Genomic DNA, 21,297 nt, shown 5'->3' with positions numbered 1-21,297 from the left:
GGCCCTCCTCGGGGTTCGGTGGAGCGGTTAGCGTGTCGTTCCGGCGACCTTCGGCAGGGCGCCGCCGGCCGCGGCATTGCGGTCCGGGCGGAAGTTGGAGAAGTCGACCCCGGGGATGTTCTTGACCAGGTCGATCTCGTCTTCGATCTGCGCGGCTTCCCACTCCTCCGGGCCGACCAGAGGCAGGCGTACCCGCGGGCTGTTGATACGGCCGAGGCCGTGCAGGATGTACTTGACCGCGACAGTACCCGGAACGTGCGTCATGCACGCCCGCACCAGCGGTTCGAGCTGTTGATGCGCCATGGTGGCCGCCTTCAGGTCCCCCGCGTTCACGGCGTCGACCATCTGGCGGTACGGGGTGGCGGCGATGTTCGCCGTGACGCCGATCAGCCCGGTCGCCCCGATCGAGAGGTGCGGCAGCACGTTGGGGTCGTCGCCGGAGAAGTACATCAGGTCGGTCTGGTTGAGCACGCGGCTGACCTGGGCCAGGTCGCCCTTGGCGTCCTTGACCGCGAGGATGTTCGGATGCTTCGCGGCCCGCAGGATCGTCTTGTATTCGATCGGGATGCCGGTGCGCCCGGGGATGTCGTAGAGGATGACGGGCAGATCCGTGGCATCCGCGATCATGCGGAAGTGGGTGAGCACGCCGGCTTGGGTGGGCTTGTTGTAGTACGGGGTGACGATCATGTTGCCGTCGGCGCCGGCCTTCTCGCTCTGTTTGGCGAGCTGCATGGCGTGCGCGGTCTCGTTGGAACCGCCTCCGGTGATGACCTTCGCGCGCCCGCTCGAGACATCCTTGGCGACCTCGACCAGACGGATCTTCTCCGGGTCGGTGAGGGTGGACGTCTCACCGGTGGTACCGGTGACGACGATGCCGTCGGCTCCAGCGTTGATGACGTCGTCGATGTGTTGGGCAACGCCCGCCCAGTCGACCTCGCCGTCGGCGGTGAAGGGAGTCACCAGGGCCACAAGGACCTGGCCGAAGGGATTCTGAGACATAGACACGAGAGACAGGCTACCGGTCGGCGTGGGGCCGCGCAGCGCCGCCTCGTCACGTTACGGGGCGACGCGACCGTTCTTGTTGAAGGCCGCGTAGGTCAGCGGCATCAGGAGCGCGAACTGGTCTTCCATCTTCTCGGCGCACATCTCGATCTCGCGTTGCGGGAACGACGGGAAGTGGGTTCCCTCGCGCTTGGTGCGCAGGCTGAGGAAGTTCATCAGCGACCGGGCGTTCATGGTCACATACATCGAGGAGAAGATGTTCAGCGGCAACACGATGCGGGCGACCTCGCGGGCCACGCCGGCTTCGAGCATCCTCTGGTACGACGCGTAGGCGTGCGCGGAGGCCTCGCGGGTCAACTGGTCGACCAGCGCGGCCTGCTCGGCGGTGCCGGGCAGGAAGTCGTAGGCGCCGGGCTTGCCGACCTGCACGAGGTTGCGGGTGGAGGCGGGAACGTAGAAGACCGGGTTCAGCTCGCGGTAGCGGCCCGATTCCTCGTTGTAGGAGGCGATCCGGTGCCGCATGAACTCGCGGAACACGAAGATCGGCGCCTGCACGTAGAAGGTCATCGAGTTGTGCTCGAAGGGCGAACCGTGGCGGTCGCGCATGAGGTAGTTGATCAGCCCGGCGTCACCCGTGCTCGCCTCGGCTTCCGACTCCTCGAGCAGGGCCTTGGTCAGGGTCTGCTCCCCCTGCGTCGACACCCGTGCCGCGAACAGCACATCGGAGTCGTGGGCGCTGCCGCGCACCAGTTCAACGGTTACATCGGAGCGGAACTCGATTTCAGACACGCTCAGAACGATACCTGCTGCGCGCGTAACCTGTCGTCACACGAGCCCGTCCGGCCCGGGTGCCGTGTAGCGTCGCAGCATGAATCCGATCTCCGCCCTGAGCATCGTGCTGGCTCTCGTTGCCGGCGCCACCGTTCTGGGACTCTATTGGCGGTTCCGTCAGGGGCGCTCCGTCTCGGTCACCCCGGGCGGGTCGGATGCGCCGAACGCGCTCAGTCCGGCGGATGTCGGCAGCCGGGTTCCGTTCGGCGCGCGGGTCACGCTCGTGCAGTTCTCCACCAGCCACTGCGCCCGTTGCCCCGGAACCCAGGTGCTCCTCGCCGGTCTCGCCCGGTCCCGCCCCGGCGTCGTGCACCTGGACGTCGACCTCACCCACCGGCGCGACCTCGCGAACCGGTTCGGGATCCGGCAGACCCCGACCACCCTCATCCTCGACGGAGCGGGACAGGTGCGCGCCCGGGTCGGCGGCGTTCCGAACCGGGCCGGCATCCTCCAGCAGCTCGACCACCTCACCGGAAGCACCCATGCCCAGCTCGCCCGTTGACTCCCCCTCCCGGCCATCGCCGCGCCGAAACCGTCCGGACCTCGATCCACGCGGACCCCGCTTCGGGGCAGCGATCACGGCCGTTCTGCTCCTGGTGGTGGTGTTCCTGTCATTGACCGGGGCATCCGTTGCCGCCCTCGGTCTTCTGACGGTCCTGGCGGCCCTCTTCGCTTGGGGTGCGCTCGCCGGCGCCGGGCGCCACCCCTACGGCACTGTGTTCAAGGCGCTCGTGCGGCCCCGGCTCGGCCCGCCGGCCGCCTTGGAGAACGCCGCCCCGCCGACGTTCGCCCAGGGCGTGGGGCTGCTGGTCACCCTGACCGGCGTGGTTCTCGGACTGGCCGGGCTGGCGCCTGCCGTCGGGGCCGCTGCGGCCGTCGCCTTCGTGGCGGCTTTCCTCAACGCCGTGTTCGACTACTGCCTCGGCTGCCAGCTCTACCTGATCCTGGCGCGCGCCGGAATCCTCGCCCGCGAGCAGACGGCGGCGGTCGGGAGCTGACCGCCGCCAGGCCCCGTCCCTGATCATTCGCTGGGAGTGAACCCCACGTCGGCCGAGGCGACAGTTAGGCTGAAGCTTCACTTTCAGGAGGCAAGACCATGGCACTCACCAGCGAAGCAACAACCGTCTGGACCGGCGATCTGAAGTCCGGCAGCGGCACCGTCACCCTCGACTCCTCCAAGACCGCCGAGTTCCCGGTCACCTGGCAGGCCCGCTCCGCCGGCACGCCGAACACGACCAACCCCGAAGAGCTCCTCGGCGCCGCCCACGCGGCGTGTTTCTCAATGGCCCTGGCCAACGGCCTCAGCGCCGGCGGTCACACCCCCGACAGCATCCAGACCACCGCGGCCGTGACCTTCGAAGCCGGCGTCGGCGTTGTGGGCAGCCACCTCCTGGTCAGCGCCAAGGTCCCCGGTCTGACCGAGGAGGAGTTCGCGGTCTACGCCGAGGACGCCAAGGCCAACTGCCCGATTTCGAAGGCGCTCGCGGGCATCGCGATCACCATCGAAGCCGAGCTGGCGTAGGCGCGGCCCGCACACGATGCGAGTTCTCGTCTCCGGGTCGTCCGGACTGATCGGCACCGAGCTGTGCACCCAGCTGCGCGCGGCCGGCCACACCGTCACCCGACTGGTGCGCCGCGATCCGCGCGGGGCCGACGAATTCCGTTGGGACCCGGCAGCGCTGAGCATGGACGTGAGCGCCCTCGACGGCGTCGACGCCGTGATCAACCTATCCGGCGCGTCCATCGCCCGTCTGCCGTGGACGAAGGCGTACCGCCGGGAGATCCGCGACTCGCGGGTGCAGGCCACGCGCACGCTGACGGATGCGATGGGCCGGCAGGCGACACCGCCATCCGTGCTGCTCAACGCGTCGGCCGTGGGCATCTACGGTGACCGCCCGAACGAGGTACTCACCGAGAAATCCCCGGCGGCCAACGATTTTCTGGCGAAAGTCACCAGTGCCTGGGAGGCCGAGGCCGCACGCGCCCCTGCGGCGACCCGGGTGCTCACCCTCCGCACCGGCCTGGTCATCGCCCGCGGCGGCGCCCTGAAACCGCTGCTGCCGATCGTCAAGCTCGGCCTGGGCGGCCCGCTCGGCCACGGCACCCAACACTGGCCGTGGATCAGCCTGCACGACGAGGCCGCGGCCTTTGTGCACCTGCTCACCTCGACGCTGTCGGGCCCGATCAACCTGGTCGGCCCGACCCCGGCCACCGCGAACGACGTCATCCGCGCGGTCTCGGCAGGCCTGCACCGCCCGTTCCTGGTGCCGGTGCCGGAGTTCGTGCTGACGCTCGCACTGCAGGAAGCCGCCCGCGCGCTGCTGCTCGCCGATCAGCAGATCGTGCCGGAGCGACTGCAGCAGGACGGCTTCGTCTTCAAACACCAGACCGCGGCCGAGGCCGTGGCCTGGATGCTCAGCCACCCGTAGGACTGTTCGTTCGGAGTCCGCTGGGGTCTAGGAGCGCTCGAGGGCGATCGCTGTGCGGATGGCGCCGCGGGCTCGACGGCGGTCTCCCGAGGAGTTGTAGGCCAGGCCGAGCCTGAACCAGGCGCGCCAATCCTCGGGAGCGGCATCGACGGCTGCCCGATAGACAGGGAATTCGGCGTCCGCGTCGTCCCGCAGGGGGCGCCCGCTCGGCCGGATCGCCAGTTCTTCGACCGGGAGCTCGCCCTCGGCTTCGAGTCGGCGCACGAGTCGTTCGGAGTTGCGCCCGAAGCGGAGTTCGGCGACCAGCGCCCACACTCCGATCAACGGGAGCACGAGCAACGCCACCCCGATCACGATGCCGACGCCGTCACCGCTCTGCAGAAACAACACCGCGCGCCAGCCGACGAGCACCAGGTAGAACACGAGCAGTAGGGCCATCAGGCCGGCCGCGACCCGGCCTCTCATCGGGCGGCCTCGGCCGTCGCGGTGGCCGCGCCGGTCTGGGCGGCCGCGCCCGTGGACGGCGCACCCAGCCCGAGGTCGATGATCTGGTCCAGACCCACGGTGACGCCGACGGCCGTGCGGGTGGCGGCCAGCGCCAGCAGGATGCCGCGCTCGTAGGATGCGGCCGACAGGGTGTTGTGGCTGATCGTGACGGTCTCACCTGCACCGCCGAAGAGCACGTCCTGGCGGGCGAGCATCCCGTCCACGCGCAGGCTGTGCACGGGGATGCTCGACACCTGCTGGCCGCGGGCGCGCTGGTCGGTGTGCGGCGCCGACACCGGTCCGATCTCGGATCGGGCCCGCCCGATCAGCTCGGCGGTGCGCACGGCAGTGCCCGACGGCGAGTCGACCTTGCCAGCCTGGTGGGCCTCGACGATCTCGATCGAATCGAAGAAGCGGGCGACGAGCACCGAGAGGCCGGTCGCGATGACCGACCCCATCGAGAAGTTGGGGATGATGACGACACCGACCTCACTCTGCCCGGCTAGGCGGCCGGTCAGGGCATCGATTCGGTTCTGCGACCAGCCGGAGGTGCCCACCAGCACCCGCAGGCCGTGGTCGACGGCGAAGTCGACCACGCCCTGGCTGACCCCGGGCAGGGTCAGGTCGATGACGATCTCCGCGCCGAGCATCTCGGACAGGTCACTCTTCGAGTTCAGGCCGGCGACGAGTTCATACTCCTCCGACTGCTCGACGAGACCCGAGACCAGACGGCCCATCGTTCCCGATACGCCGACGATGGCCACCCGTGTTTTCATGAATCCAATCTATCAATCGCGGGGCATCGAGTTAGCCTTGGGCCATGCCAGACTCTCCCGCCCTTGCCTTCAGTGCCGTGTCGGTGACGGATGCCGGCTCCATCGTGCTACTCACCCAGTACTTCAGCGACCGGGAGTCCGGCTTCCCGGCTGCGCAGGGCCGGTACCGCACTACGTTCCCCGATCCGGCCCAGTTCCTGCCGCCGTCCGGGGTGTTCCTGTTGGTCAGCGAGCAGACGGGACCGGCCGAACGCGCTTTTGTGGGGTGTGGCGGCATCCGTCGGCTCGAGGATTGCCCGGCCGAAGCGGTGCGCTTCGAGATCAAGCACCTGTGGCTGCAGCCGCAGGTGCGGGGGCACGGCTGGGGCCAGGCCCTGCTCGCCGAGCTCGAACAACGCGCCCGGCAATTCGGCGCTGACGAGGTCGTGCTCGACACCAACGCAAGCCTGACCGCGGCCGGGGCGCTCTACGCGCGGTCGGGCTACGAGTCCTGTGCGCCGTACAACGACAACCCGAACGCCACGAACTGGTATCGCAAGAGCCTCACCCGGCCGAGGACCGGAGTCGAGACCACCTAGCGCCCGGCCCGGTGCCGGTTAGAAGAGGAGCGGGTCCGGCAGACCGGTGCGCAACTCCACGGGAAGGTGGCCGGTGTCGTTGTGGGTCAACAGGGTCCAGGGGCGGCCCGGCTTCTGGTGCAGCACGGTGAGGCCACAATTGGCCTGGTTGATACTGATCCAGCGCCAGTCCGGGGCGCCGAGCACCTCGCGCACGAACCAGGCGATGACGAAGTTGTGAGTGATCAGTAGGTCATGTCGCTCACCTCGGCGCGGCTGGAGGAACTCGGCCACGGCGTCGCCCATCTGCGCGCTGCCGGCCTCGATGTCGGCTTCAGTGACCCCGCCGAAGAACGGCGCATAGGCCGACGGCGTCTCCGGCGCCCGGCCGGAGGGGATGCAGTCGAAGAGCAACGGGCTGGGCACCGAGGTCAGGGCCGGCAATCTCTGCGCGATGATCTTCGCCGTGTCGGCCGCGCGCTGCAGCGGCGAGTGCCAGGCATCCGTGAACGGCACGCCGCCGAGGCGCTCGGCGATCAGCTGAGCCTGGCGCGTGCCACGCGCGGACAGCGGACCGTCGGGCATGCCGTGCTCAGCGTCCTGCTGCTCACCGTGGCGAACGAGGTAGATGTAGTGGTGCAAGGGGATCTCTTTCGGTCCGGCGCCACACGTCAGTGGATGGCCTCGGCACGGGGTCTCGGTGGTTCCGGGATATGCGGGTCTGGTCGTTTACGTTCTGGTGTCGAAGAGTGTGGTCACGAGCGCACGGCGGCGGGCAGGATCGCGGCGAAGACGTCGTCGTCGAGCGCCCCGACCGCGGAGATGGAGAGCGGCCCGGCGGCCAGTTCGGCGGCGAGGTTCTGAACGTCCCCGGCCGTGACGCGCGCGAGCCGACGGAGGGCCTCGTCGAGGTCGATGAACTCGCCGAGGGTGATCTCTGCGCGGCCGAGCCGGGACATCCGGGTGTCGGAGTCTTCGAGGGCGAGAGCGGATGCGCCGGACAGCTGGCCCGCGGCCCGCTTCATCTCGTCGGCCGTGACGCCGTGCTCGGCGAGCCGGTGCAGCTCGCCCAGCATCAGCTCGGCCACCTGGCCTGCCTTCGCCGGGGTGCAGCCCGCGTACATGCCGAACAGTCCCGCATCGGAGTAGCCCGGCGCGAAGGAGTAGACCGAGTAGGCCAGGCCGCGCTTCTCGCGGACCTCCTGGAACAGGCGCGAGGACATTCCCCCGCCGAAGATCGAGGTGAGCACACTCATGGTGACGCGCCGGTCATCGGTGGCGAGCAGGCCGGGGAAGCCCATCAGGATGTTCGCCTGCTCGAGCGGGCGACGGACGATGGTGACCGGAGCCCCCTGGCTGAGGGCGACCGGGGCCCCCGAGCGACGGCCGACCGGGGGCGCGAAGACGCTGAGGTCCCAGCCGGCGAGGGCGAGGGACCGGGTGACGTCGGCGACCAGCACGTCATGGTCGACCGCGCCGGCCACGGTGACGACGAGGTCTTGAGGACGATAGTTCGCCCGGTAGTGCTCCAGAACGGCCGCGTGGGAGGCCGCGCGGATCGCATCGGAGCTTCCGCCGATCGGGCGACCCAGCGCGTGATCGCCCATGACCGCCTCGAAGAAGCGCTCGTTGGCGACGTCGGCCGGGTCGTCATCGGCCATGGCGAGCTCTTCGAGGATGACACCGCGCTCGTTCTCGAACTCCACCGGGTCGAGCAGCGACGAGGTGAGCATGTCGGTGAGCACCTCGACCGCCATCGGCAGGTCGCGGTCTTGCACCTTGGCGTAGTAGCAGGTGTATTCCTTGGCGGTCATCGCGTTGTGCTCGCCGCCGACCGAATCGAAGGCGATCGCGATGTCGAGGGCGGTTCGCTTGGCGGTGCCCTTGAACAGAAGGTGTTCCAAAAAGTGCGTGGACCCGAAGTGGCCGGGCTCCTCGTCGCGGGAACCGACCGCGACCCAGTACCCGATGGTCAGGCTGCGGCTGCCGGGAACATGCTCCGACACGATGCGCACACCGCTCGGCAGCACGCTGCGGCGCACCAAGGAATCACCTGCCGCTCGAAAGGAAAGTTCGGGCAGGTCCAGAGGGAATTCGACGGCACCGTTCATGACTAGTCCACCTTACGTCACGCCGCCGACACCACCCGGGCGCCTTTTTTCGGTGGTGGGCAGTACGGGTTCGGCAATACCGGTTCGGCAATACAGGTTCGGCAATACCGGTCCGTCAGACCGAGATCCGGTCCAGGTCCACCATGTCGTTGCGGGTCAGACGGATGCCGGCGGCAGCGACGAGGGCGTCGACCTGCTCGGGCCGGCTGGCGCTGGCCACCGGCGCTACGATCGGGCCACGCGCGAGCAGCCACGCGAGGGCGATCGTCGCCGGCGCCGCAGCATGCTCTTCGGCGATGCGGTCCAGCACCGCCAGCACACGAAATCCGCTGCGGTTGAGGTGCTTGGCGGCGCGGGAGCTGCGGGTGGTCTCCTCCAGATCGGCCTTCGACCGGTACCGGCCGGCGAGGAATCCGTGGGCGAGCGCGAAGTAGGGCAGCACGGCCATGCCCTGAGCCCGGGTGACGAGAGCGAGGGAGGATTCGAAAGTCGTGCGGTGCAGGAGGCTGTACTGCGTTTGTAGGGCCACGAAGCGGGGCAAACCGTTCGCGGCGAGAACCCGGGCCTCCATCAGGCGTTCGGCGGAGAAGTTCGAGGCGGCGAGGTAGCGGACCTGGCCTCGGCGCATGAGCACGTCGACGGCACCGAGGCTCTCTTCCAGCGGCACGGTCGGGTCGTCGAAGTGGAAGTGCAACAGGTCGATGTAGTCCGTCCCCAGCCGGTCGAGCGAAGCGTGCACGGCGGCGAAGATACTGCGGGAGGAGAGACCGGGGTTGTCGAGGTTCTTGCCGATCTTGGTGGCGATGACGGTACTGTCACGGGTTCTGCGGGAGCGCAGCCATGATCCGATGATCACCTCGCTGCGACCGGAGGTGTAGCTGTCGGCCGTGTCAAGGAAGTTCCCCGCCAGGTCGCGGTGGCGGTCGAGGATGCGGTGGCTGATGGCGCCGTCAGCCGTCCAGCCGAACACACTCGTGCCGAGGGCCAGCGGGTGCACGGTGAGATCCGTGTCGGCGATCGTGCGGCGGAGCGCGAGCGGGGACGCGCCGGTCACAGGGGCGGCCTGCGCAACGACCGCGTCCGGGGTCGCGGGAGGGGGCGGCAGAACCGGGTGGGACTCCTGCGGAGCAATCGGGATGGACTCGGAGATCGGAGGTCGGCCGTGTTCGGTCGGGCGAGAGGCCGGGCGGGTGGTCGTGCGGTGGGAACCATGCATGCTCGGACGCGGCATCCGTTGTCTCCCTCCGGTTGAGCCGAGGCTATCCCCGGGGCCGAGCGTTGCAAAGGACACGCCTGGACCGTTACCAAACCGTGCGCGCGGGCGGTCGGAACCGACCTCCGAACGAGGATAACCAGTTCCCAGAGTGTGAAGTTACAATTAGGGAGAACCGATTCTTGAGTAGCGGCCGCCCAGGCAACGTCCCCCCGCCTGCCCGAATCATCCGCGAAAGAAGGATCCATGACGCAGCTCGCCGGCGTGTCCACGCCCGAGGTACTGACCGAAGCGCGCAGACGACGCACCTTCGCCGTGATTTCGCACCCCGACGCGGGCAAGTCGACGCTCACCGAGGCGCTTCTGCTGCACGCTCGGGCGATCACCACGGCCGGCGCCACGCACGGCAAGGCCGGCCGGCGCGGCACCGTGTCCGACTGGATGGCGATGGAGCAGGCCCGCGGTATCTCCGTGACCAGCGCGGCGATCCAGTTCGAGTACCGCGACGCCGTGATCAACCTCGTGGACACCCCCGGACACGCGGACTTCTCCGAGGACACCTTCCGTGTCCTCTCCGCCGTGGACGCCGCTGTCATGCTCGTCGACGCCAGCAAGGGCCTCGAAGTGCAGACCATGAAACTCTTCGAGGTGTGCAAGCAGCGCGGCCTGCCGGTGATCACGGTCATCAACAAGTGGGACCGTCCGGGCGCGGAGGCGCTGGACCTGATGGACGAGATCCGGGAGCGCACCGGACTCCTGCCCACTCCCCTGACCTGGCCCGTCGGGATCGCCGGGGACTTCCGCGGCGTGATCGACCGTTCCTCGCACGAATTCATCCGCTTCCACCGCACCGCCGGCGGAGCGAAGGCCGCCGAACCCGAGCGCCTGAGCGTGGCCGTCGCTGCCGCCGAGGAAGGCGCAGCCTGGGTCACCGCCACCGAGGAATCCGAGTTGCTCGCCGAGGAGGACCAGGACCACGACGAGGCCCGCTTCCTGGCGAACGAGACCACCCCGGTGCTCTTCGCCGCGGCCGTGCTCAACTTCGGCGTGCAGCACATTCTGGACACCCTCGTGGACTTCGCGCCGGCGGCGGAAGCCCGGGAGGACGCATCCGGTGGCCACCGCCCGGTGGACAGCGCCTTCTCCGGATTCGTCTTCAAGGTGCAGTCGGGCATGAACGCCTCGCACCGCGACCACGTCGCGTTCGTGCGGGTCTGCTCCGGCCAGTTCAAACGCGGGATGATCGTGACCCACGCGGCCAGCGGGCGGCCCTTCGCCACGAAGTACGCCCAGCACCTGTTCGGGCGCGAGCGCGAGGTGGCCGACGAAGCCTGGCCCGGGGACATCGTCGGCCTGGTCAACGCGTCCGCCCTGCGGGTCGGCGACTCGATCTTCGAGATCGAACCGGTCGAGTATCCGCCGCTGCCGATGTTCGCGCCGGAACACTTCCGCGTGGTGCGGTCGGCGGACTCCAGCAAACACAAGCAGTTCCGTCGCGGCATCGACCAGCTCGACCACGAGGGCGTCATCCAGGTGCTGCGGTCCGAGCTGCGCGGCGACCAGGCGCCGGTGCTCGGCGCGGTCGGCCCGATGCAGTTCGAGGTTGTGGAGGAGCGGATGACGCACGACTTCGGCGCCGCCATCCGCACCGAGGCTCTGCCGTATCAGCTGGCCCGGCGCACGGACCGGGCGAGCGCCGAGATCCTCGGCCACGACCGCCAGGTCGAGGTGCTGATGCGTTCCGACGGCACACTGCTCGCCCTGTTCAGCACCCCGTGGCGGCTGCGCAACACCGTGCGCGATCACCCCGAGCTGATGCTGGAAGACCTCGCCACGGGCAGCAACGCGGTTCCCGCCGCGTATTAGGCGCGGTTCTGCTGATTCGCCGGCCCGCAGCCCGAACGAATTCGACGGAGATTATGCCGGAATCGACGCAAAACCGGGCGAGAAACCGCTCTCACATCACAATCTCCGTCGAATTGGTCAGACGCCTCCGCGGCTGAGTGGCGGGCGGATGCCGCAGGGCGCGAGGTCAGCGGGTCATGCTGCGCGGTGGCTCCATGAACTCGTCCCCGCCGTACTTTTCGTTGGCGATGCTCATCACGTCGGGCCACATCTGGTGCCGGGCCCTGGCCGCCTGCCCGCTCTCGAACCAGGTCTCCCGCTGGTCTTCACCGACCCCGGACACATTCACAACGCCTACGATCGTGGCGACCTTCGTGCTCGCGCCGGCCATCCAGGTGTCCTTGTTCTCGTCGGTGGTGCCGGTCTTGCCGATCATCGGCACCTGTGGGTCGGTCTCGTAGTACGACGGGCCGCCCGAGCCTCTGGTCATCACCCGCTCCATCGCGTAGCTCATGCCGGCGGCGACTTCAGGGGTGACGGACTGCGTGCAGTTCGACTGCGGAGCGGGGATCTCGGCGCCGTCTGGTCCGGTGATCCGGTCGATCACGATCGGGGTACAGGTGACCCCGTTGTTGGCGATCCCCGCGTAGGCGGCGGCCATCGTCAGTGGCGCGATCTCGTTGGTGCCGAGGACGGCGGACGCGCCCTGCTCCAGGGCGCCGCCGTCGGCCCGGTGCACGCCGAAGGCTTCGGCCGTCTTCCGGATGCCGCAGAGGTCGAGTTCCTTGGCCATCCCGATGAAGCCGGTATTGATCGAATCGATGGTCGATTCCAGCGGCGAATAGTAGGAATCGTTATCCGAGGAGGAGTCGTTGCCCGGCGCGAACGCCTCGCCGTATTCCTGAGGCCCGTTGCAGCTGTCCTCGAAGGTTCCCCAGTCGTCCCGTTCCCGCGAATTGACCGAATCGTCGAGCGAATTACCCTGGGTGAGCCATTCGGCGAGGGTGAAGACCTTGTAGGTCGACCCGGTCTGGAATCCGTTGGAACCACCCTGGGCCATGTCCGTGTTGTAGTTGATGGCGGTGAAGTTGGCCCCGGTGTCGGCCGGGTCCTGGCTGTAGTTCTTGTTCTGGGTCATGGCCAGCACCCGGCCCGTGCCGACGCCCACGCTCGAGATGACGCCGCCGACATCCCAGTCCTCGAATGTCTGGGGAACGTTCTCGGCCATGGTCGCCTCGGCCGCCCCCTGGAGGTCCAGGTCCAGGGTCGTGTACACGTTGTAGCCGCCGAGCCGGAAGTTGGCCAGGCGCGCGTCGGCATCCGCGCCGAAGGCCGGGTCGTTGCGGAGGGTCTGTAGGACCAGGTCGCAGAAATAGGCGCTGCCGCCCGCGGTGCGGCAGCCTGTGCTCGGCTCGGTGATCGTCGGTTCGATCGGAGCGCTGACCGCGGCGTCTCGCTCGGCAGCGGTGATCTTCTCGTTCGCCAGCATCTCGTCAAGGATGTAGTCGCGGCGTTCCTTGTTGGCCGCGTAGCCGTTGGCGGCGCCGTTGGTCGCGCTCTCGGGGTCGTCCAGCTGGAACTTGACCGGGTTGTTCACGATCGCCACGAGACTCGCGGCCTGCGGAAGCGTGAGCGTGGCCGCAGTGCTGTTGTAGTAGTAGTTGGCGGCCGCCTCGATGCCGTAGACGGATCCGCCAAAGCCGGTGATGTTCAGGTATTGGCGCAGGATGTCGTCCTTGGAGGACTTCTTCTCCAGCCCCACGGCGAGGCTCATCTCTTTGAGCTTGCGCCACGGGCTCGTCTCGGTGGCCGCGTCGTAGCAGGTGCTGCGCTCGTCGGCGTCGGAGAGCGCCTCGCACTGCTGAACGAAGACGTTCTTCACGTACTGCTGGGTGATCGAAGAACCGCCGCGGACCTCGCCGGTGAACAGCGTCGTGGCCGCGCCGGTGAGGCTGCCCCAGATGTTCACGCCACCGTGCTCGTAGAAGCCGGGATCCTCACCGGAGGTCGCCGCATCCTTCACGTACTGGCTGATCGCATCCGAACTCACTTCGACCCGGTTCTGGTCGTAGAAGGAGGCGAGCAGAATAGGCGAGCCGTCGCTCGCCGTGGCATAGATGTTGCTCTTCTGCGACAACCGGCCGATCGACAGGTCGTCGGGCAGATTGACGACGACGACGATCGCCGTGGTCGCGAGCACGGCCATGACGACACCGAGCGCGATCCAAACGCGCGCCCGCCGTCGGGACCGACGAGCGGTCTTTCTGCCGGATGATTCAGTGGTCATGGTCGCGCCGAGTCGTTTCTGGTTGCGAAGAGAGCGGGAGGGTCGCCGGGCCGAACGGCTCGGCGACCCGCCGACTGTATCAGGCGTCGACGACGACCGAGGTGATGACCGGGATGCGGCGGTACTTGCGCTGCATCCAGCGGGTCAGGCTCTGCGTGAAGATGTCTTCGAGTTCGGCGCCGTTGACGATCTTGACCTTGTTCGCGGCACGCAGAGCGTCATCGATGGACTTGGTCGCGCCCTGGATCCACTCGTTGTCCTGCACGAAGCCGCGGGCGATGAATTCGACCGGCTCGGTGAGCAGGCCGGTGCGGGTGTCGAGGATGCCGAGGATCGTGACGGCACCGTCGTTGGAGAGCTGCACGCGGTCGGCGAGAGCCTCTTCGGAACCGCCGCCGCCGACGGTCATGCCGTGCACGAAGACGAGCTCGGCAGCCACGCGGCCGGTGACCTTCGCGACGCCGTCGACGAGGTCGACGACCACGCCGTCTTCGACGACGAGGACCTGGTCCTCGGGGACGCCTGTGCGGATGGCGAGGTCGGCATTCGACTTGAGGTGTCGCCATTCGCCGTGGTACGGGATGACGTTCTTGGGCTTGACGATGTTGTAGCAGTAGACGAGTTCGCCGGCCGACGCGTGGCCGGAAACGTGCACCTTGGCGTTGCCCTTGTGCACGACGTTGGCACCCCAGCGGGTGAGGCCGTTGATGACCCGGTAGATCGAGTTCTCATTGCCGGGGATCAGCGAGCTGGCCAGGAGCACCGTGTCGCCCTCGCCGATCTTGATGGTGTGCTCGCGGTTGGCCATCCGGGCCAGCGCGGCCATCGGCTCACCCTGTGAACCGGTGCAGATGAGGACGACCTTGTCGTCCTTCATCCGGTCGAAGGCCTTGACGTCGACGAGGAGGCCCTTGGGCACCTGGAGGAAGCCCAGCTTCTCGGCGATGCCCATGTTGCGCACCATCGAGCGGCCGACGAATGCCACCTTGCGGTTGTGGCGGGCGGCAGCGTCGATGACCTGTTGGATGCGATGCACGTGGCTGGCGAAGCTGGAAACGATGATGCGGCGCGGCGCGGTGCGGAAGACGGCGTCGATGGCCGGGCGGATGTCCTCCTCGGTCACCGTGAACCCGGGAACCTCGGCGTTGGTCGAGTCGGTCAGGAACAGGTCGACGCCCTCTTCCCCGAGCCGGGCGAAGCCAGGCAGATCGGTGAGGCGGTTGTCGAGGGGGAACTGGTCCATCTTAAAGTCGCCGGTGACGAGCACGAGGCCGGCCTCGGTGCGGATCGCGACGGCGAGGCCGTCGGGGATCGAGTGGTTCACGGCGAGGAATTCGAGGTCGAACGGACCGGCCTTGCGGCGCTGCCCTTCCTTGACCTCGATCAGGCGCGGCGTGATGCGGTGCTCTTCGAGCTTCGCGGTCACGAAGGCCAGGGTCAGCTGCGACCCGATGATCGGGATGTCCTTGCGCTCGCGCAGCAGGTACGGCACCCCGCCGATGTGGTCCTCGTGCCCGTGGGTGAGCACGATGGCCTCGATGTCCTGGAGGCGGTCGCGCAGGGACGAGAAGTCGGGGAGGATCACGTTGATGCCGGGCTGGGTCTCCTCGGGGAAGAGAACGCCGCAGTCCACGATCAGGAGCTTGCCCTTGTGTTCGAAGACGGTCATGTTGCGGCCGATCTCGCCGAGACCGCCGAGCGGGGTGACGCGGAGTCCGCGGCGGGGCAGTTGCGGCGGCGTGGACAGGTCGAGCGGGTGCTTGGTCAAGAAAACTCATTTCTCAGGGTGAGAACGCGCGCGTGGCGGGCGTGTCTCGCGTAATGGACCGTTGTCGGGTCCTGGTGAATGGATGTTCTGGGGAACAGATCGTGCAAAGTCTGGATTCGGCTACCTCGCCCGGGGCGAACGTTAGTGTCCGATCGGGTCGGAGTCGAGGCTGAGTCCGAAGGCGGTGGCGTCAGGTCCGTGAAGTCATCGACACGGCGGTCGAGAGGGCACGGATGATGCTCATGACTGTCTATTCTACCGCAGCGCGGTCGACCGCTCCGCCGTTGCCCTGCCCAGCCTTCTCGAAGCCGGCACCGGTAACGTCTGACCCATGTCAGCAACAGAGCTTTATTCGACCCCGCTCACCCTCATCGACGGCACGGAGACGACCTTCGACCAGTTCGCCGGCAAGGCTGTCCTGGTTGTGAACGTCGCCTCCAAATGCGGCTTCACCCCGCAGTACGCCGGCCTCGAAGCGCTCTATCAGAAGTACCAGAACGAGGGACTCGTCGTGCTCGGCCTGCCCTGCAACCAGTTCATGGGGCAGGAGCCTGGCGCCGAGGCGGACATCGAGTCGTTCTGCCAGATGAACTATGGCGTCACCTTCCCGCTCAGCGTGAAGGTCGACGTGCGTGGAAAGCACCAGCATCCGCTGTACGCCCAGCTGACCAAGTTCAAGTCCGGCGTGCTGCCCGGCCTGATCAAGTGGAACTTCGAGAAGTTCCTGGTGAGCCCCGACGGCGATATCGTCAACCGTTTTGCCTCGACGGTCGAGCCGGAGTCGGACGAGATCGTACGGGCGATCGAGAAGACGCTTGCGGCCGACGCCGCCTAATAGTCCGGCAAGCCAGCGGTCCACCGAGTCCGAGACCGCCTCGGGGTGACTCCGTCCCGAACCAATTCGACGGAGATTCTGCCCGAAACGGGCCCGAATCCCGAAAAAAGGGCCTGTTATAGGAGAATCTCCGTCGAATTCGTTGGACGCTTGGCACCGCAGGGCAGGCGCAGCGCGGACAGCCAGGCGGGGCCCGCGGGTGTGGCCAACTCAGGACATCCGTCGCCCGGGTTCGCCAACCGCCACGGACGAGTGTGGAACCGGAGCGGATGCCCGGCCCGGCCCGCCAGATCTCCTGAGTTGGCCACAACACCCGCCGGATAGGCCTCCGCTCGCGTGCGCTTAGGGCATCCACCGATCCTGGCCCCCACACGGCGACCCGAACCAATTCGACGGAGATTCTGCCCGAAACGGGCCCGAATCCCGAAAAAAGGGCCTGTTTCAGGAGAATCTCCGTCGAATTCGTTGGACGCCGGGCGTCTTCTAGTAGTCCACCGCGTCCGGCGGAGCCCCCTGCTCCGGTGCTGCGGCCGCCGCCCGCCGCAGCACCGCTTCGGCATGGCGCAGCAGAGGCATGTCGATCATGCGCCCCTGGTAGGCGAAGACGCCCTCCTCGCCGGCGGCCGCCTCCAGAATCTGCCATGCCGCCGAAACCTCGGCGGGGGTGGGCCGGTGGGCGTCCCGGATGACGGACACCTGGCTGGGGTGGATGCAGGCGGTGGCGCGGAATCCGCTGGCCACGGCATCCACCACCTCGGCCTTCAGACCCTCGAGGTCGGGGATGGCCAGGAACACGCCGTCCACCGCCGCCTTGTCGTGGGCCCCGGCCGCCAGCAGCACCGCGGAACGGGCATGGCGGGCGATGGCGCGATAGCTGCCGTCGGGGAACCGGCTCGAGCTGCCGCCGAGCGAGGCCACTAGGTCGTCGGCGCCCCACATCAGCGCCACCACATTGGGTTCGGCCGCGATCGACGGTGCGGCGAGCACCCCGGCGGCGGTCTCGCAGAGCGCGATCACCTCGAACCGGGCCAGAGCGGCGAGGTGGGCGGCGCTCACGGCCTTCGGCAGCATCACGTAGCGGTACAGGGTGTCGTCGAGGGCGGCGAGGTCCAGCTCGAAGTCGGGCGTGCCGACCGGGTTGACGCGCACGATGGTGCGCTCGGGGTCGAGCGGATGACTGACCAGCAGGCCGCGGGCCCTGGCCCGGTTGCCGGGCAGGAGCGCGTCTTCCAGGTCGAGGATCACGGCATCCGCCCGCTCCGCCGCCTTGCGGTAGCGGTCGGTGCGGTCGGCCGGGCAGAACAGCAGCGCGGGTCCGAGGTCGAAACTCATCGCGCGGCCTCCCGGCACCAGACCAGCACCGTGCGCTCGGCGGTGGCCACCACGTCTCCGTGTTGGTTCCGCCCGGTGTGCAGGAGCGTGACCAGACCCTGGCCCGGCCGGGACGCCGACAGCCGCCGGGAGGTGATGATCGTGTCGGAGTAGAGGGTGTCGCCGTGGAAGAGCGGATGCGGGAACGTCACCTCCCCGAAGCCGAGGTTCGCCACGATCGTGCCCTGAGTCAGCTGCGCGACCGAACTGCCCACCAGCGTGGCGAGGGTGAACATCGAGTTGACCAGGCGCTGCCCGAACGGTTGGGTGGCCGCCCAGGCCGCGTCAAGGTGCAGTGCCTGCGAGTTCATGGTCAGCGTGCTGAAGAGCACGTTGTCGGACTCGGTGACGGTGCGGCCGGGGCTGTGCCGGTAGCGGGCCTCGAGGTCGAATTCCTCGTAGTACAGCCCGCGCTGCTCGATCGTGCGTCGTTCGTCGTCCATTTTCCTCCCGCCTAACCGGTGAACCCAAGCGCCCGCGAGATGACCATCAGCTGAACCTCGGTGGTGCCTTCACCGAGCTCGAGCACCTTCGAGTCGCGGTAGTGTCTGGCCACCGGGTTCTCGTTCAGGAACCCGTATCCGCCGAAGATCTGGGTGGCGTCGCGGGCGTTGTCCATGGCGGCTTCGCTCCCCACCATCTTGGCAATCGAGGCCTCCATTTTGAAGGTGTGTCCGTGCACCATTTTCAAGGCGGCGTCGTAGTAGGCGAGGCGGGACGTGTGCACGCGCGCCTGCATCCGTGCAATCTTGAACGCGATGTGCTGGTTGGAGCCGATCGACCGGCCGAACACGTTGCGGGTGTTGGCGTAGCGGATGGCCTCCTCGAGGCAGCCCTGCGCCGCGCCCGTGCAGAGCGCGGCGAAGGCGATGCGGCCCTCGTCGAGGGTCTGCACGAAGTTGGCGAAGCCGCGGCCGCGGTCGCCGAGGAGGTTTGCCTCCGGCACGCGCACGTTCTCGAAGAGCAGCGGATGCGTGTCGGAGGTGTGCCAGCCCACCTTGTCGTAGGCCGGCAGAGCCGTGAACCCCGGGGTGGGGGTGGGCACCAGGATGGCCGTGAGCTCCTTCTTCACCGAGCCGTCGGGGCGTTCGGACTCGCCCGTGACGGCGGTCACGGTGACCAGCCGGGTGATCTCGGAGCCGGAGTTGGTGATGAACTGCTTCGTGCCGTTGATCACCCATTCACCGCCGGACAGTTCGGCCGTCGTCTTCGTGCCGGCGGCGTCGGAGCCGGCGTCCGCCTCGGTCAGCCCGAACGCGGCGAGCGCCCGCCCGCTGGTCAGCAGCGGCACCCATTCCTGCTTCTGCGCCTCGGTGCCGCGCCGGTAGACGGGCATGATCCCGAGCCCCACGCCGGCCTCGAGGGTGACGGCGATGGATTGGTCGACCCGGGCGAGTTGTTCGACCGCGAGGCAGAGCGAGAAGTAGTCCTGGCCCTGCCCGCCGTACTCCTGAGGGAAAGGCAGGCCGAACAGGCCCATCTCCCCCATCTGGGCGATGATGTCGTAGGGCAGGCTGCGCTTGGTGTCGTACTCGTAGGCGGCCGGCGCCACGACCGTGTCGGCGAAGTCGCGCACGGTGTCGCTGAGGCGACGCTGCTGCTCGGTCAGTTCCTGTTTCACGTTGGGTCTCCCTTGACTGGCGTGGCTGATGGTGTGGCTTCGGTGTCTGGCGCGCTGGCTTCCGTCAGGGTGGTGGTGGCGACGGCGACGGCGTCGACGCTGGCGACGATCTGGTCGAGGCGCACGAGGTCGCCCGGGCGCACGCCGACGGTGAGCAGGCCATCCGTTTCGGCCAGCAGGTGGTGCTCCATCTTCATGGCCTCCACGGTGAGGATGCGTTGGCCCGCGACGATCAGGTCTCCGGTGGCGAGGTGCACGGCGACGACGGTGCCGGGCATCGGGGAGCGCACCTCCGGCCGGGCCGTCCCGGCCTCTCCCCCCGCACGGCCCCGGCCGGCGAGACGGTCGGCGAGCCGTTCGGCCCGGGAGCGGTGCACCAGCTCCGCGCTGAAGCCGTTCTGGCCGAGCCAGAGGCGCGGGCCGTCGGACACGAGCTGCAGCACCTCGAGGCGGCCGTCCAGCTCGCAGGCGAAGGTGCCCGAATGATCGGCGACCGGCGAGAGTCGGGCGGGAACGGGCATCCGATCGTCGACGGCCACGCTCAGGCCGTCCGGCCCGGTCAGCACGGCGACGTCGACCGTTTCGGTGGCGCTGACCCGCAGGCTGTAGCGCGCCGGCCGGGCCTGGCCGAGCCGCCAGCCGTTCGGCTGCGCCCAGGGGCCGGTGCCACTGCCCGCGGCGGCGTGCAGGAACAGGGCGGCGGCGACAGAAAAGTGGTCGGGCAGGGGTTGACCCGGCATTCCCCGGAGGCCGAGGCCCGGCAGGCTCCGCTCGATCAGGCCGGTGTCGAGGCGGCCGGCGGCCACGTCGGGGTTCCGCAGCAGCAGCCGGAGGAACTCCACGTTGGTGTGCACCCCGAGCACCACGGTGTCGGCCAGGGCCCGGTCGAGGCGGGCGAGAGCCTCGGCGCGGTCGGCGCCCCAGGCGATCACCTTGGCCAGCATCGGGTCGTAGACCCCGGAGATGGTCAGACCCGGCCGCAGCGAGCTGTCGACCCGGATGCCGTCGCCGACCGGCTCGGACAGGCTCAGCACGGCGCCCTGGCTGGGCAGAAAACCGCGGGCCGGGTTCTCGGCGTAGACGCGCGCCTCGATCGCGTGCCCGGTGAGCACCACCTCCGCCTGGGTCAGCGGCAGCGACTCCCCCGCGGCGATGCGCAGCTGCCACTCGACCAGGTCGAGGCCGGTGACCAGCTCGGTGACCGGGTGCTCCACCTGCAGCCGGGTGTTCATCTCCATGAAGAAGAACTCGTCCGGGGCCATGTCGGAGACCAGGAATTCCACCGTGCCGGCGCCGGTGTAGCCGACGCTTCGGGCGGCCCGGCAGGCTGCCTCACCGATGCGCGCGCGGGTCGCCGGATCGAGCAGCGGCGAGGGAGCCTCCTCGATCACCTTCTGGTGGCGGCGCTGCAGGGAGCACTCGCGCTCGCCGAGGTGGATGACCGCGCCCGAGGCGTCCGCGAGCACCTGCACCTCGATATGCCGCGGCCGGTCGAGGTAGCGTTCGAGCAGCAGGGTGTCGTCGCCGAAAGAGCCCTGCGCCACGCGCCGAGCCGTGACGAGCGCGTCGGCGAGCTCGCCGGCGGCGTCGACCCGCAGCATCCCCTTGCCGCCGCCGCCCGCGGACGGTTTGATCAGCAGCGGGTAGCCCACCTCGGCGGCGGCGGCGACGAGCTGCGCGTCGCTCTGGCCCGGACGGGAGAACCCGGGAATGACGGGCACACCGCTGCCGGCGACGTGGTTCTTGCCGCGGATCTTGTCGCCCATCACGGCGAGGGCGGTCAGGCCCGGTCCGACGAAGACGAGGCCGGCGTCGGCGCAGGCCCGCGCGAAGGCCTCGTTCTCGCTCAGGAACCCGTAGCCGGGGTGCACGGCACCGGCGCCCGTGGCGGCCGCGGCGGCGAGGATCGCGTCGATGTTCAGGTAGCTGGCGTGGGGCGCGGCCGGGCCGAGGCGCACCGCGGCATCCGCGAGGCTCACGTGCAGCGCGTCGCGGTCGGCGTCGCTGTAGACGGCCACCGAACGGATGCCCAGGGCTCGCAGGGTGCGGATGATGCGGCAGGCGATCTCGCCGCGATTGGCGACCAGCACGGTCTCGAAGGGTTTCCTGCGCGGTGTCGGTGCGTTCGATGTCGGTGCGTTCGATGTCGGTGCGTTCGATGTCAT

20 protein-coding genes are annotated in these 21,297 nt (G+C 68.5%); 7 read left to right on the top strand and 13 right to left on the bottom strand.

Annotated features, from left to right (window positions below; translation table 11 throughout):
- Nucleotides 1-27: 27 nt before the first annotated feature.
- Nucleotides 28-1,005 (bottom strand): 4-hydroxy-tetrahydrodipicolinate synthase, encoded by a 978-nt coding sequence (dapA, locus tag E3O67_RS01190; RefSeq protein WP_134426959.1) that lies wholly within the window; start codon nucleotides 1,003-1,005, stop codon nucleotides 28-30.
- Nucleotides 1,006-1,056: 51 nt separating this feature from the next.
- Complete coding sequence (gene thyX / locus E3O67_RS01185; protein ID WP_134426961.1) at nucleotides 1,057-1,791, bottom strand: FAD-dependent thymidylate synthase; 735 nt, start codon at nucleotides 1,789-1,791, stop codon at nucleotides 1,057-1,059.
- 79 nt (nucleotides 1,792-1,870) lie between these two features.
- Here thyX and E3O67_RS01180 point away from each other — a divergent pair, with 79 nt between their 5' ends.
- The 4 genes from E3O67_RS01180 to E3O67_RS01165 all read left to right on the top strand — a co-directional run bounded on the left by E3O67_RS01180 (nucleotide 1,871) and on the right by E3O67_RS01165 (nucleotide 4,262).
- Nucleotides 1,871-2,335 (top strand): thioredoxin family protein, encoded by a 465-nt coding sequence (locus E3O67_RS01180; RefSeq protein WP_135101499.1) that lies wholly within the window; start codon nucleotides 1,871-1,873, stop codon nucleotides 2,333-2,335.
- Nucleotides 2,316-2,831: a DUF4395 domain-containing protein gene (locus E3O67_RS01175; RefSeq protein ID WP_134426964.1), complete on the top strand. Its 516-nt coding sequence runs from the start codon at nucleotides 2,316-2,318 to the stop codon at nucleotides 2,829-2,831. The genes E3O67_RS01180 and E3O67_RS01175 overlap by 20 nt, the downstream gene beginning before the upstream one ends.
- Before the next feature lie 98 nt (nucleotides 2,832-2,929).
- Nucleotides 2,930-3,355 (top strand): OsmC family peroxiredoxin, encoded by a 426-nt coding sequence (locus E3O67_RS01170; protein ID WP_134426966.1) that lies wholly within the window; start codon nucleotides 2,930-2,932, stop codon nucleotides 3,353-3,355.
- Nucleotides 3,356-3,371: 16 nt separating this feature from the next.
- Complete coding sequence (locus tag E3O67_RS01165) at nucleotides 3,372-4,262, top strand: TIGR01777 family oxidoreductase (protein WP_135101497.1); 891 nt, start codon at nucleotides 3,372-3,374, stop codon at nucleotides 4,260-4,262.
- A gap of 27 nt (nucleotides 4,263-4,289) precedes the next feature.
- On the opposite strand, the gene E3O67_RS01160 is transcribed toward E3O67_RS01165, so the two are convergent.
- Nucleotides 4,290-4,727, bottom strand: a complete 438-nt coding sequence (locus tag E3O67_RS01160) for a hypothetical protein (RefSeq protein ID WP_134426970.1) — start codon at nucleotides 4,725-4,727, stop codon at nucleotides 4,290-4,292.
- A complete protein-coding gene (gene dapB, locus E3O67_RS01155; protein WP_134426972.1) occupies nucleotides 4,724-5,524 on the bottom strand; it encodes a 4-hydroxy-tetrahydrodipicolinate reductase in 801 nt (266 codons plus the stop codon). The genes E3O67_RS01160 and dapB overlap by 4 nt, the downstream gene beginning before the upstream one ends.
- A 44-nt stretch (nucleotides 5,525-5,568) precedes the next feature.
- Here dapB and E3O67_RS01150 point away from each other — a divergent pair, with 44 nt between their 5' ends.
- Nucleotides 5,569-6,102, top strand: a complete 534-nt coding sequence (locus tag E3O67_RS01150; protein ID WP_134426974.1) for a GNAT family N-acetyltransferase — start codon at nucleotides 5,569-5,571, stop codon at nucleotides 6,100-6,102.
- Nucleotides 6,103-6,120: 18 nt separating this feature from the next.
- On the opposite strand, the gene E3O67_RS01145 is transcribed toward E3O67_RS01150, so the two are convergent.
- From E3O67_RS01145 to E3O67_RS01135, 3 genes are all read right to left on the bottom strand, one after another.
- The gene (locus tag E3O67_RS01145; RefSeq protein WP_134394655.1) at nucleotides 6,121-6,723 is read right to left on the bottom strand and encodes a histidine phosphatase family protein; all 603 of its coding nucleotides are present in this window, start codon (nucleotides 6,721-6,723) and stop codon (nucleotides 6,121-6,123) included.
- A 113-nt stretch (nucleotides 6,724-6,836) separates the two neighbouring features.
- On the bottom strand, nucleotides 6,837-8,192 hold the full coding sequence (locus E3O67_RS01140) for a pitrilysin family protein (protein ID WP_135101495.1): 1,356 nt from the start codon (nucleotides 8,190-8,192) through the stop codon (nucleotides 6,837-6,839).
- Between the two features lie 115 nt (nucleotides 8,193-8,307).
- The gene (locus E3O67_RS01135) at nucleotides 8,308-9,408 is read right to left on the bottom strand and encodes an aldo/keto reductase (RefSeq protein WP_135101493.1); all 1,101 of its coding nucleotides are present in this window, start codon (nucleotides 9,406-9,408) and stop codon (nucleotides 8,308-8,310) included.
- 243 nt (nucleotides 9,409-9,651) lie between these two features.
- Between E3O67_RS01135 and E3O67_RS01130 the strand changes: the two genes are divergently transcribed.
- Nucleotides 9,652-11,271 carry a peptide chain release factor 3 gene (locus tag E3O67_RS01130; RefSeq protein ID WP_134426979.1) on the top strand — a complete coding sequence of 540 codons (1,620 nt, stop codon included), beginning with the start codon at nucleotides 9,652-9,654 and terminating at the stop codon, nucleotides 11,269-11,271.
- Nucleotides 11,272-11,437: 166 nt separating this feature from the next.
- Here the strand turns inward: E3O67_RS01130 and E3O67_RS01125 are convergent, their stop codons facing one another.
- Nucleotides 11,438-13,537, bottom strand: coding sequence for a transglycosylase domain-containing protein (locus E3O67_RS01125; protein ID WP_135101491.1), 2,100 nt, complete (start codon nucleotides 13,535-13,537; stop codon nucleotides 11,438-11,440).
- Nucleotides 13,538-13,616: 79 nt separating this feature from the next.
- Nucleotides 13,617-15,305, bottom strand: a complete 1,689-nt coding sequence (locus E3O67_RS01120) for a ribonuclease J (protein WP_241979105.1) — start codon at nucleotides 15,303-15,305, stop codon at nucleotides 13,617-13,619.
- 331 nt (nucleotides 15,306-15,636) lie between these two features.
- Here E3O67_RS01120 and E3O67_RS01115 point away from each other — a divergent pair, with 331 nt between their 5' ends.
- Nucleotides 15,637-16,140 carry a glutathione peroxidase gene (locus E3O67_RS01115; RefSeq protein ID WP_135101489.1) on the top strand — a complete coding sequence of 168 codons (504 nt, stop codon included), beginning with the start codon at nucleotides 15,637-15,639 and terminating at the stop codon, nucleotides 16,138-16,140.
- Between the two features lie 483 nt (nucleotides 16,141-16,623).
- Here the strand turns inward: E3O67_RS01115 and E3O67_RS01110 are convergent, their stop codons facing one another.
- The 4 genes from E3O67_RS01110 to E3O67_RS01095 are packed head-to-tail and all read right to left on the bottom strand — an operon-like array spanning nucleotide 16,624 to nucleotide 21,297.
- Entirely contained in the window at nucleotides 16,624-17,472 is an 849-nt protein-coding gene (locus E3O67_RS01110; protein ID WP_134426985.1) for a CoA ester lyase, read from the bottom strand.
- On the bottom strand, nucleotides 17,469-17,954 hold the full coding sequence (locus tag E3O67_RS01105; protein ID WP_135101487.1) for a MaoC family dehydratase: 486 nt from the start codon (nucleotides 17,952-17,954) through the stop codon (nucleotides 17,469-17,471). The genes E3O67_RS01110 and E3O67_RS01105 overlap by 4 nt, the downstream gene beginning before the upstream one ends.
- Before the next feature lie 11 nt (nucleotides 17,955-17,965).
- On the bottom strand, nucleotides 17,966-19,132 hold the full coding sequence (locus tag E3O67_RS01100; RefSeq protein ID WP_174776776.1) for an acyl-CoA dehydrogenase family protein: 1,167 nt from the start codon (nucleotides 19,130-19,132) through the stop codon (nucleotides 17,966-17,968).
- Entirely contained in the window at nucleotides 19,129-21,297 is a 2,169-nt protein-coding gene (locus E3O67_RS01095; RefSeq protein WP_135101485.1) for a biotin carboxylase N-terminal domain-containing protein, read from the bottom strand. The genes E3O67_RS01100 and E3O67_RS01095 overlap by 4 nt, the downstream gene beginning before the upstream one ends.

The sequence above is a fragment of the Cryobacterium sp. TMT3-29-2 genome, from assembly GCF_004564305.1.
GTDB classification, from domain to species: domain Bacteria; phylum Actinomycetota; class Actinomycetes; order Actinomycetales; family Microbacteriaceae; genus Cryobacterium; species Cryobacterium sinapicolor.
This window is presented reverse-complemented; position numbering and strand designations above follow the sequence as displayed.

Coding starts and splice junctions, on each gene's coding strand:
- E3O67_RS01130 (WP_134426979.1), top strand. CDS start 9,652: ATGACGCAGCTCGCCGGCGTGTCCACGCCCGAGGTACTGACCGAAGCG.
- E3O67_RS01160 (WP_134426970.1), bottom strand. CDS start 4,727: ATGAGAGGCCGGGTCGCGGCCGGCCTGATGGCCCTACTGCTCGTGTTC.
- dapB (WP_134426972.1), bottom strand. CDS start 5,524: ATGAAAACACGGGTGGCCATCGTCGGCGTATCGGGAACGATGGGCCGT.
- E3O67_RS01175 (WP_134426964.1), top strand. CDS start 2,316: ATGCCCAGCTCGCCCGTTGACTCCCCCTCCCGGCCATCGCCGCGCCGA.
- E3O67_RS01095 (WP_135101485.1), bottom strand. CDS start 21,297: ATGACATCGAACGCACCGACATCGAACGCACCGACATCGAACGCACCG.
- E3O67_RS01140 (WP_135101495.1), bottom strand. CDS start 8,192: ATGAACGGTGCCGTCGAATTCCCTCTGGACCTGCCCGAACTTTCCTTT.
- E3O67_RS01115 (WP_135101489.1), top strand. CDS start 15,637: ATGTCAGCAACAGAGCTTTATTCGACCCCGCTCACCCTCATCGACGGC.
- E3O67_RS01170 (WP_134426966.1), top strand. CDS start 2,930: ATGGCACTCACCAGCGAAGCAACAACCGTCTGGACCGGCGATCTGAAG.
- E3O67_RS01135 (WP_135101493.1), bottom strand. CDS start 9,408: ATGCATGGTTCCCACCGCACGACCACCCGCCCGGCCTCTCGCCCGACC.
- E3O67_RS01165 (WP_135101497.1), top strand. CDS start 3,372: ATGCGAGTTCTCGTCTCCGGGTCGTCCGGACTGATCGGCACCGAGCTG.
- E3O67_RS01110 (WP_134426985.1), bottom strand. CDS start 17,472: ATGAGTTTCGACCTCGGACCCGCGCTGCTGTTCTGCCCGGCCGACCGC.
- E3O67_RS01150 (WP_134426974.1), top strand. CDS start 5,569: ATGCCAGACTCTCCCGCCCTTGCCTTCAGTGCCGTGTCGGTGACGGAT.
- E3O67_RS01125 (WP_135101491.1), bottom strand. CDS start 13,537: ATGACCACTGAATCATCCGGCAGAAAGACCGCTCGTCGGTCCCGACGG.
- E3O67_RS01105 (WP_135101487.1), bottom strand. CDS start 17,954: ATGGACGACGAACGACGCACGATCGAGCAGCGCGGGCTGTACTACGAG.
- E3O67_RS01180 (WP_135101499.1), top strand. CDS start 1,871: ATGAATCCGATCTCCGCCCTGAGCATCGTGCTGGCTCTCGTTGCCGGC.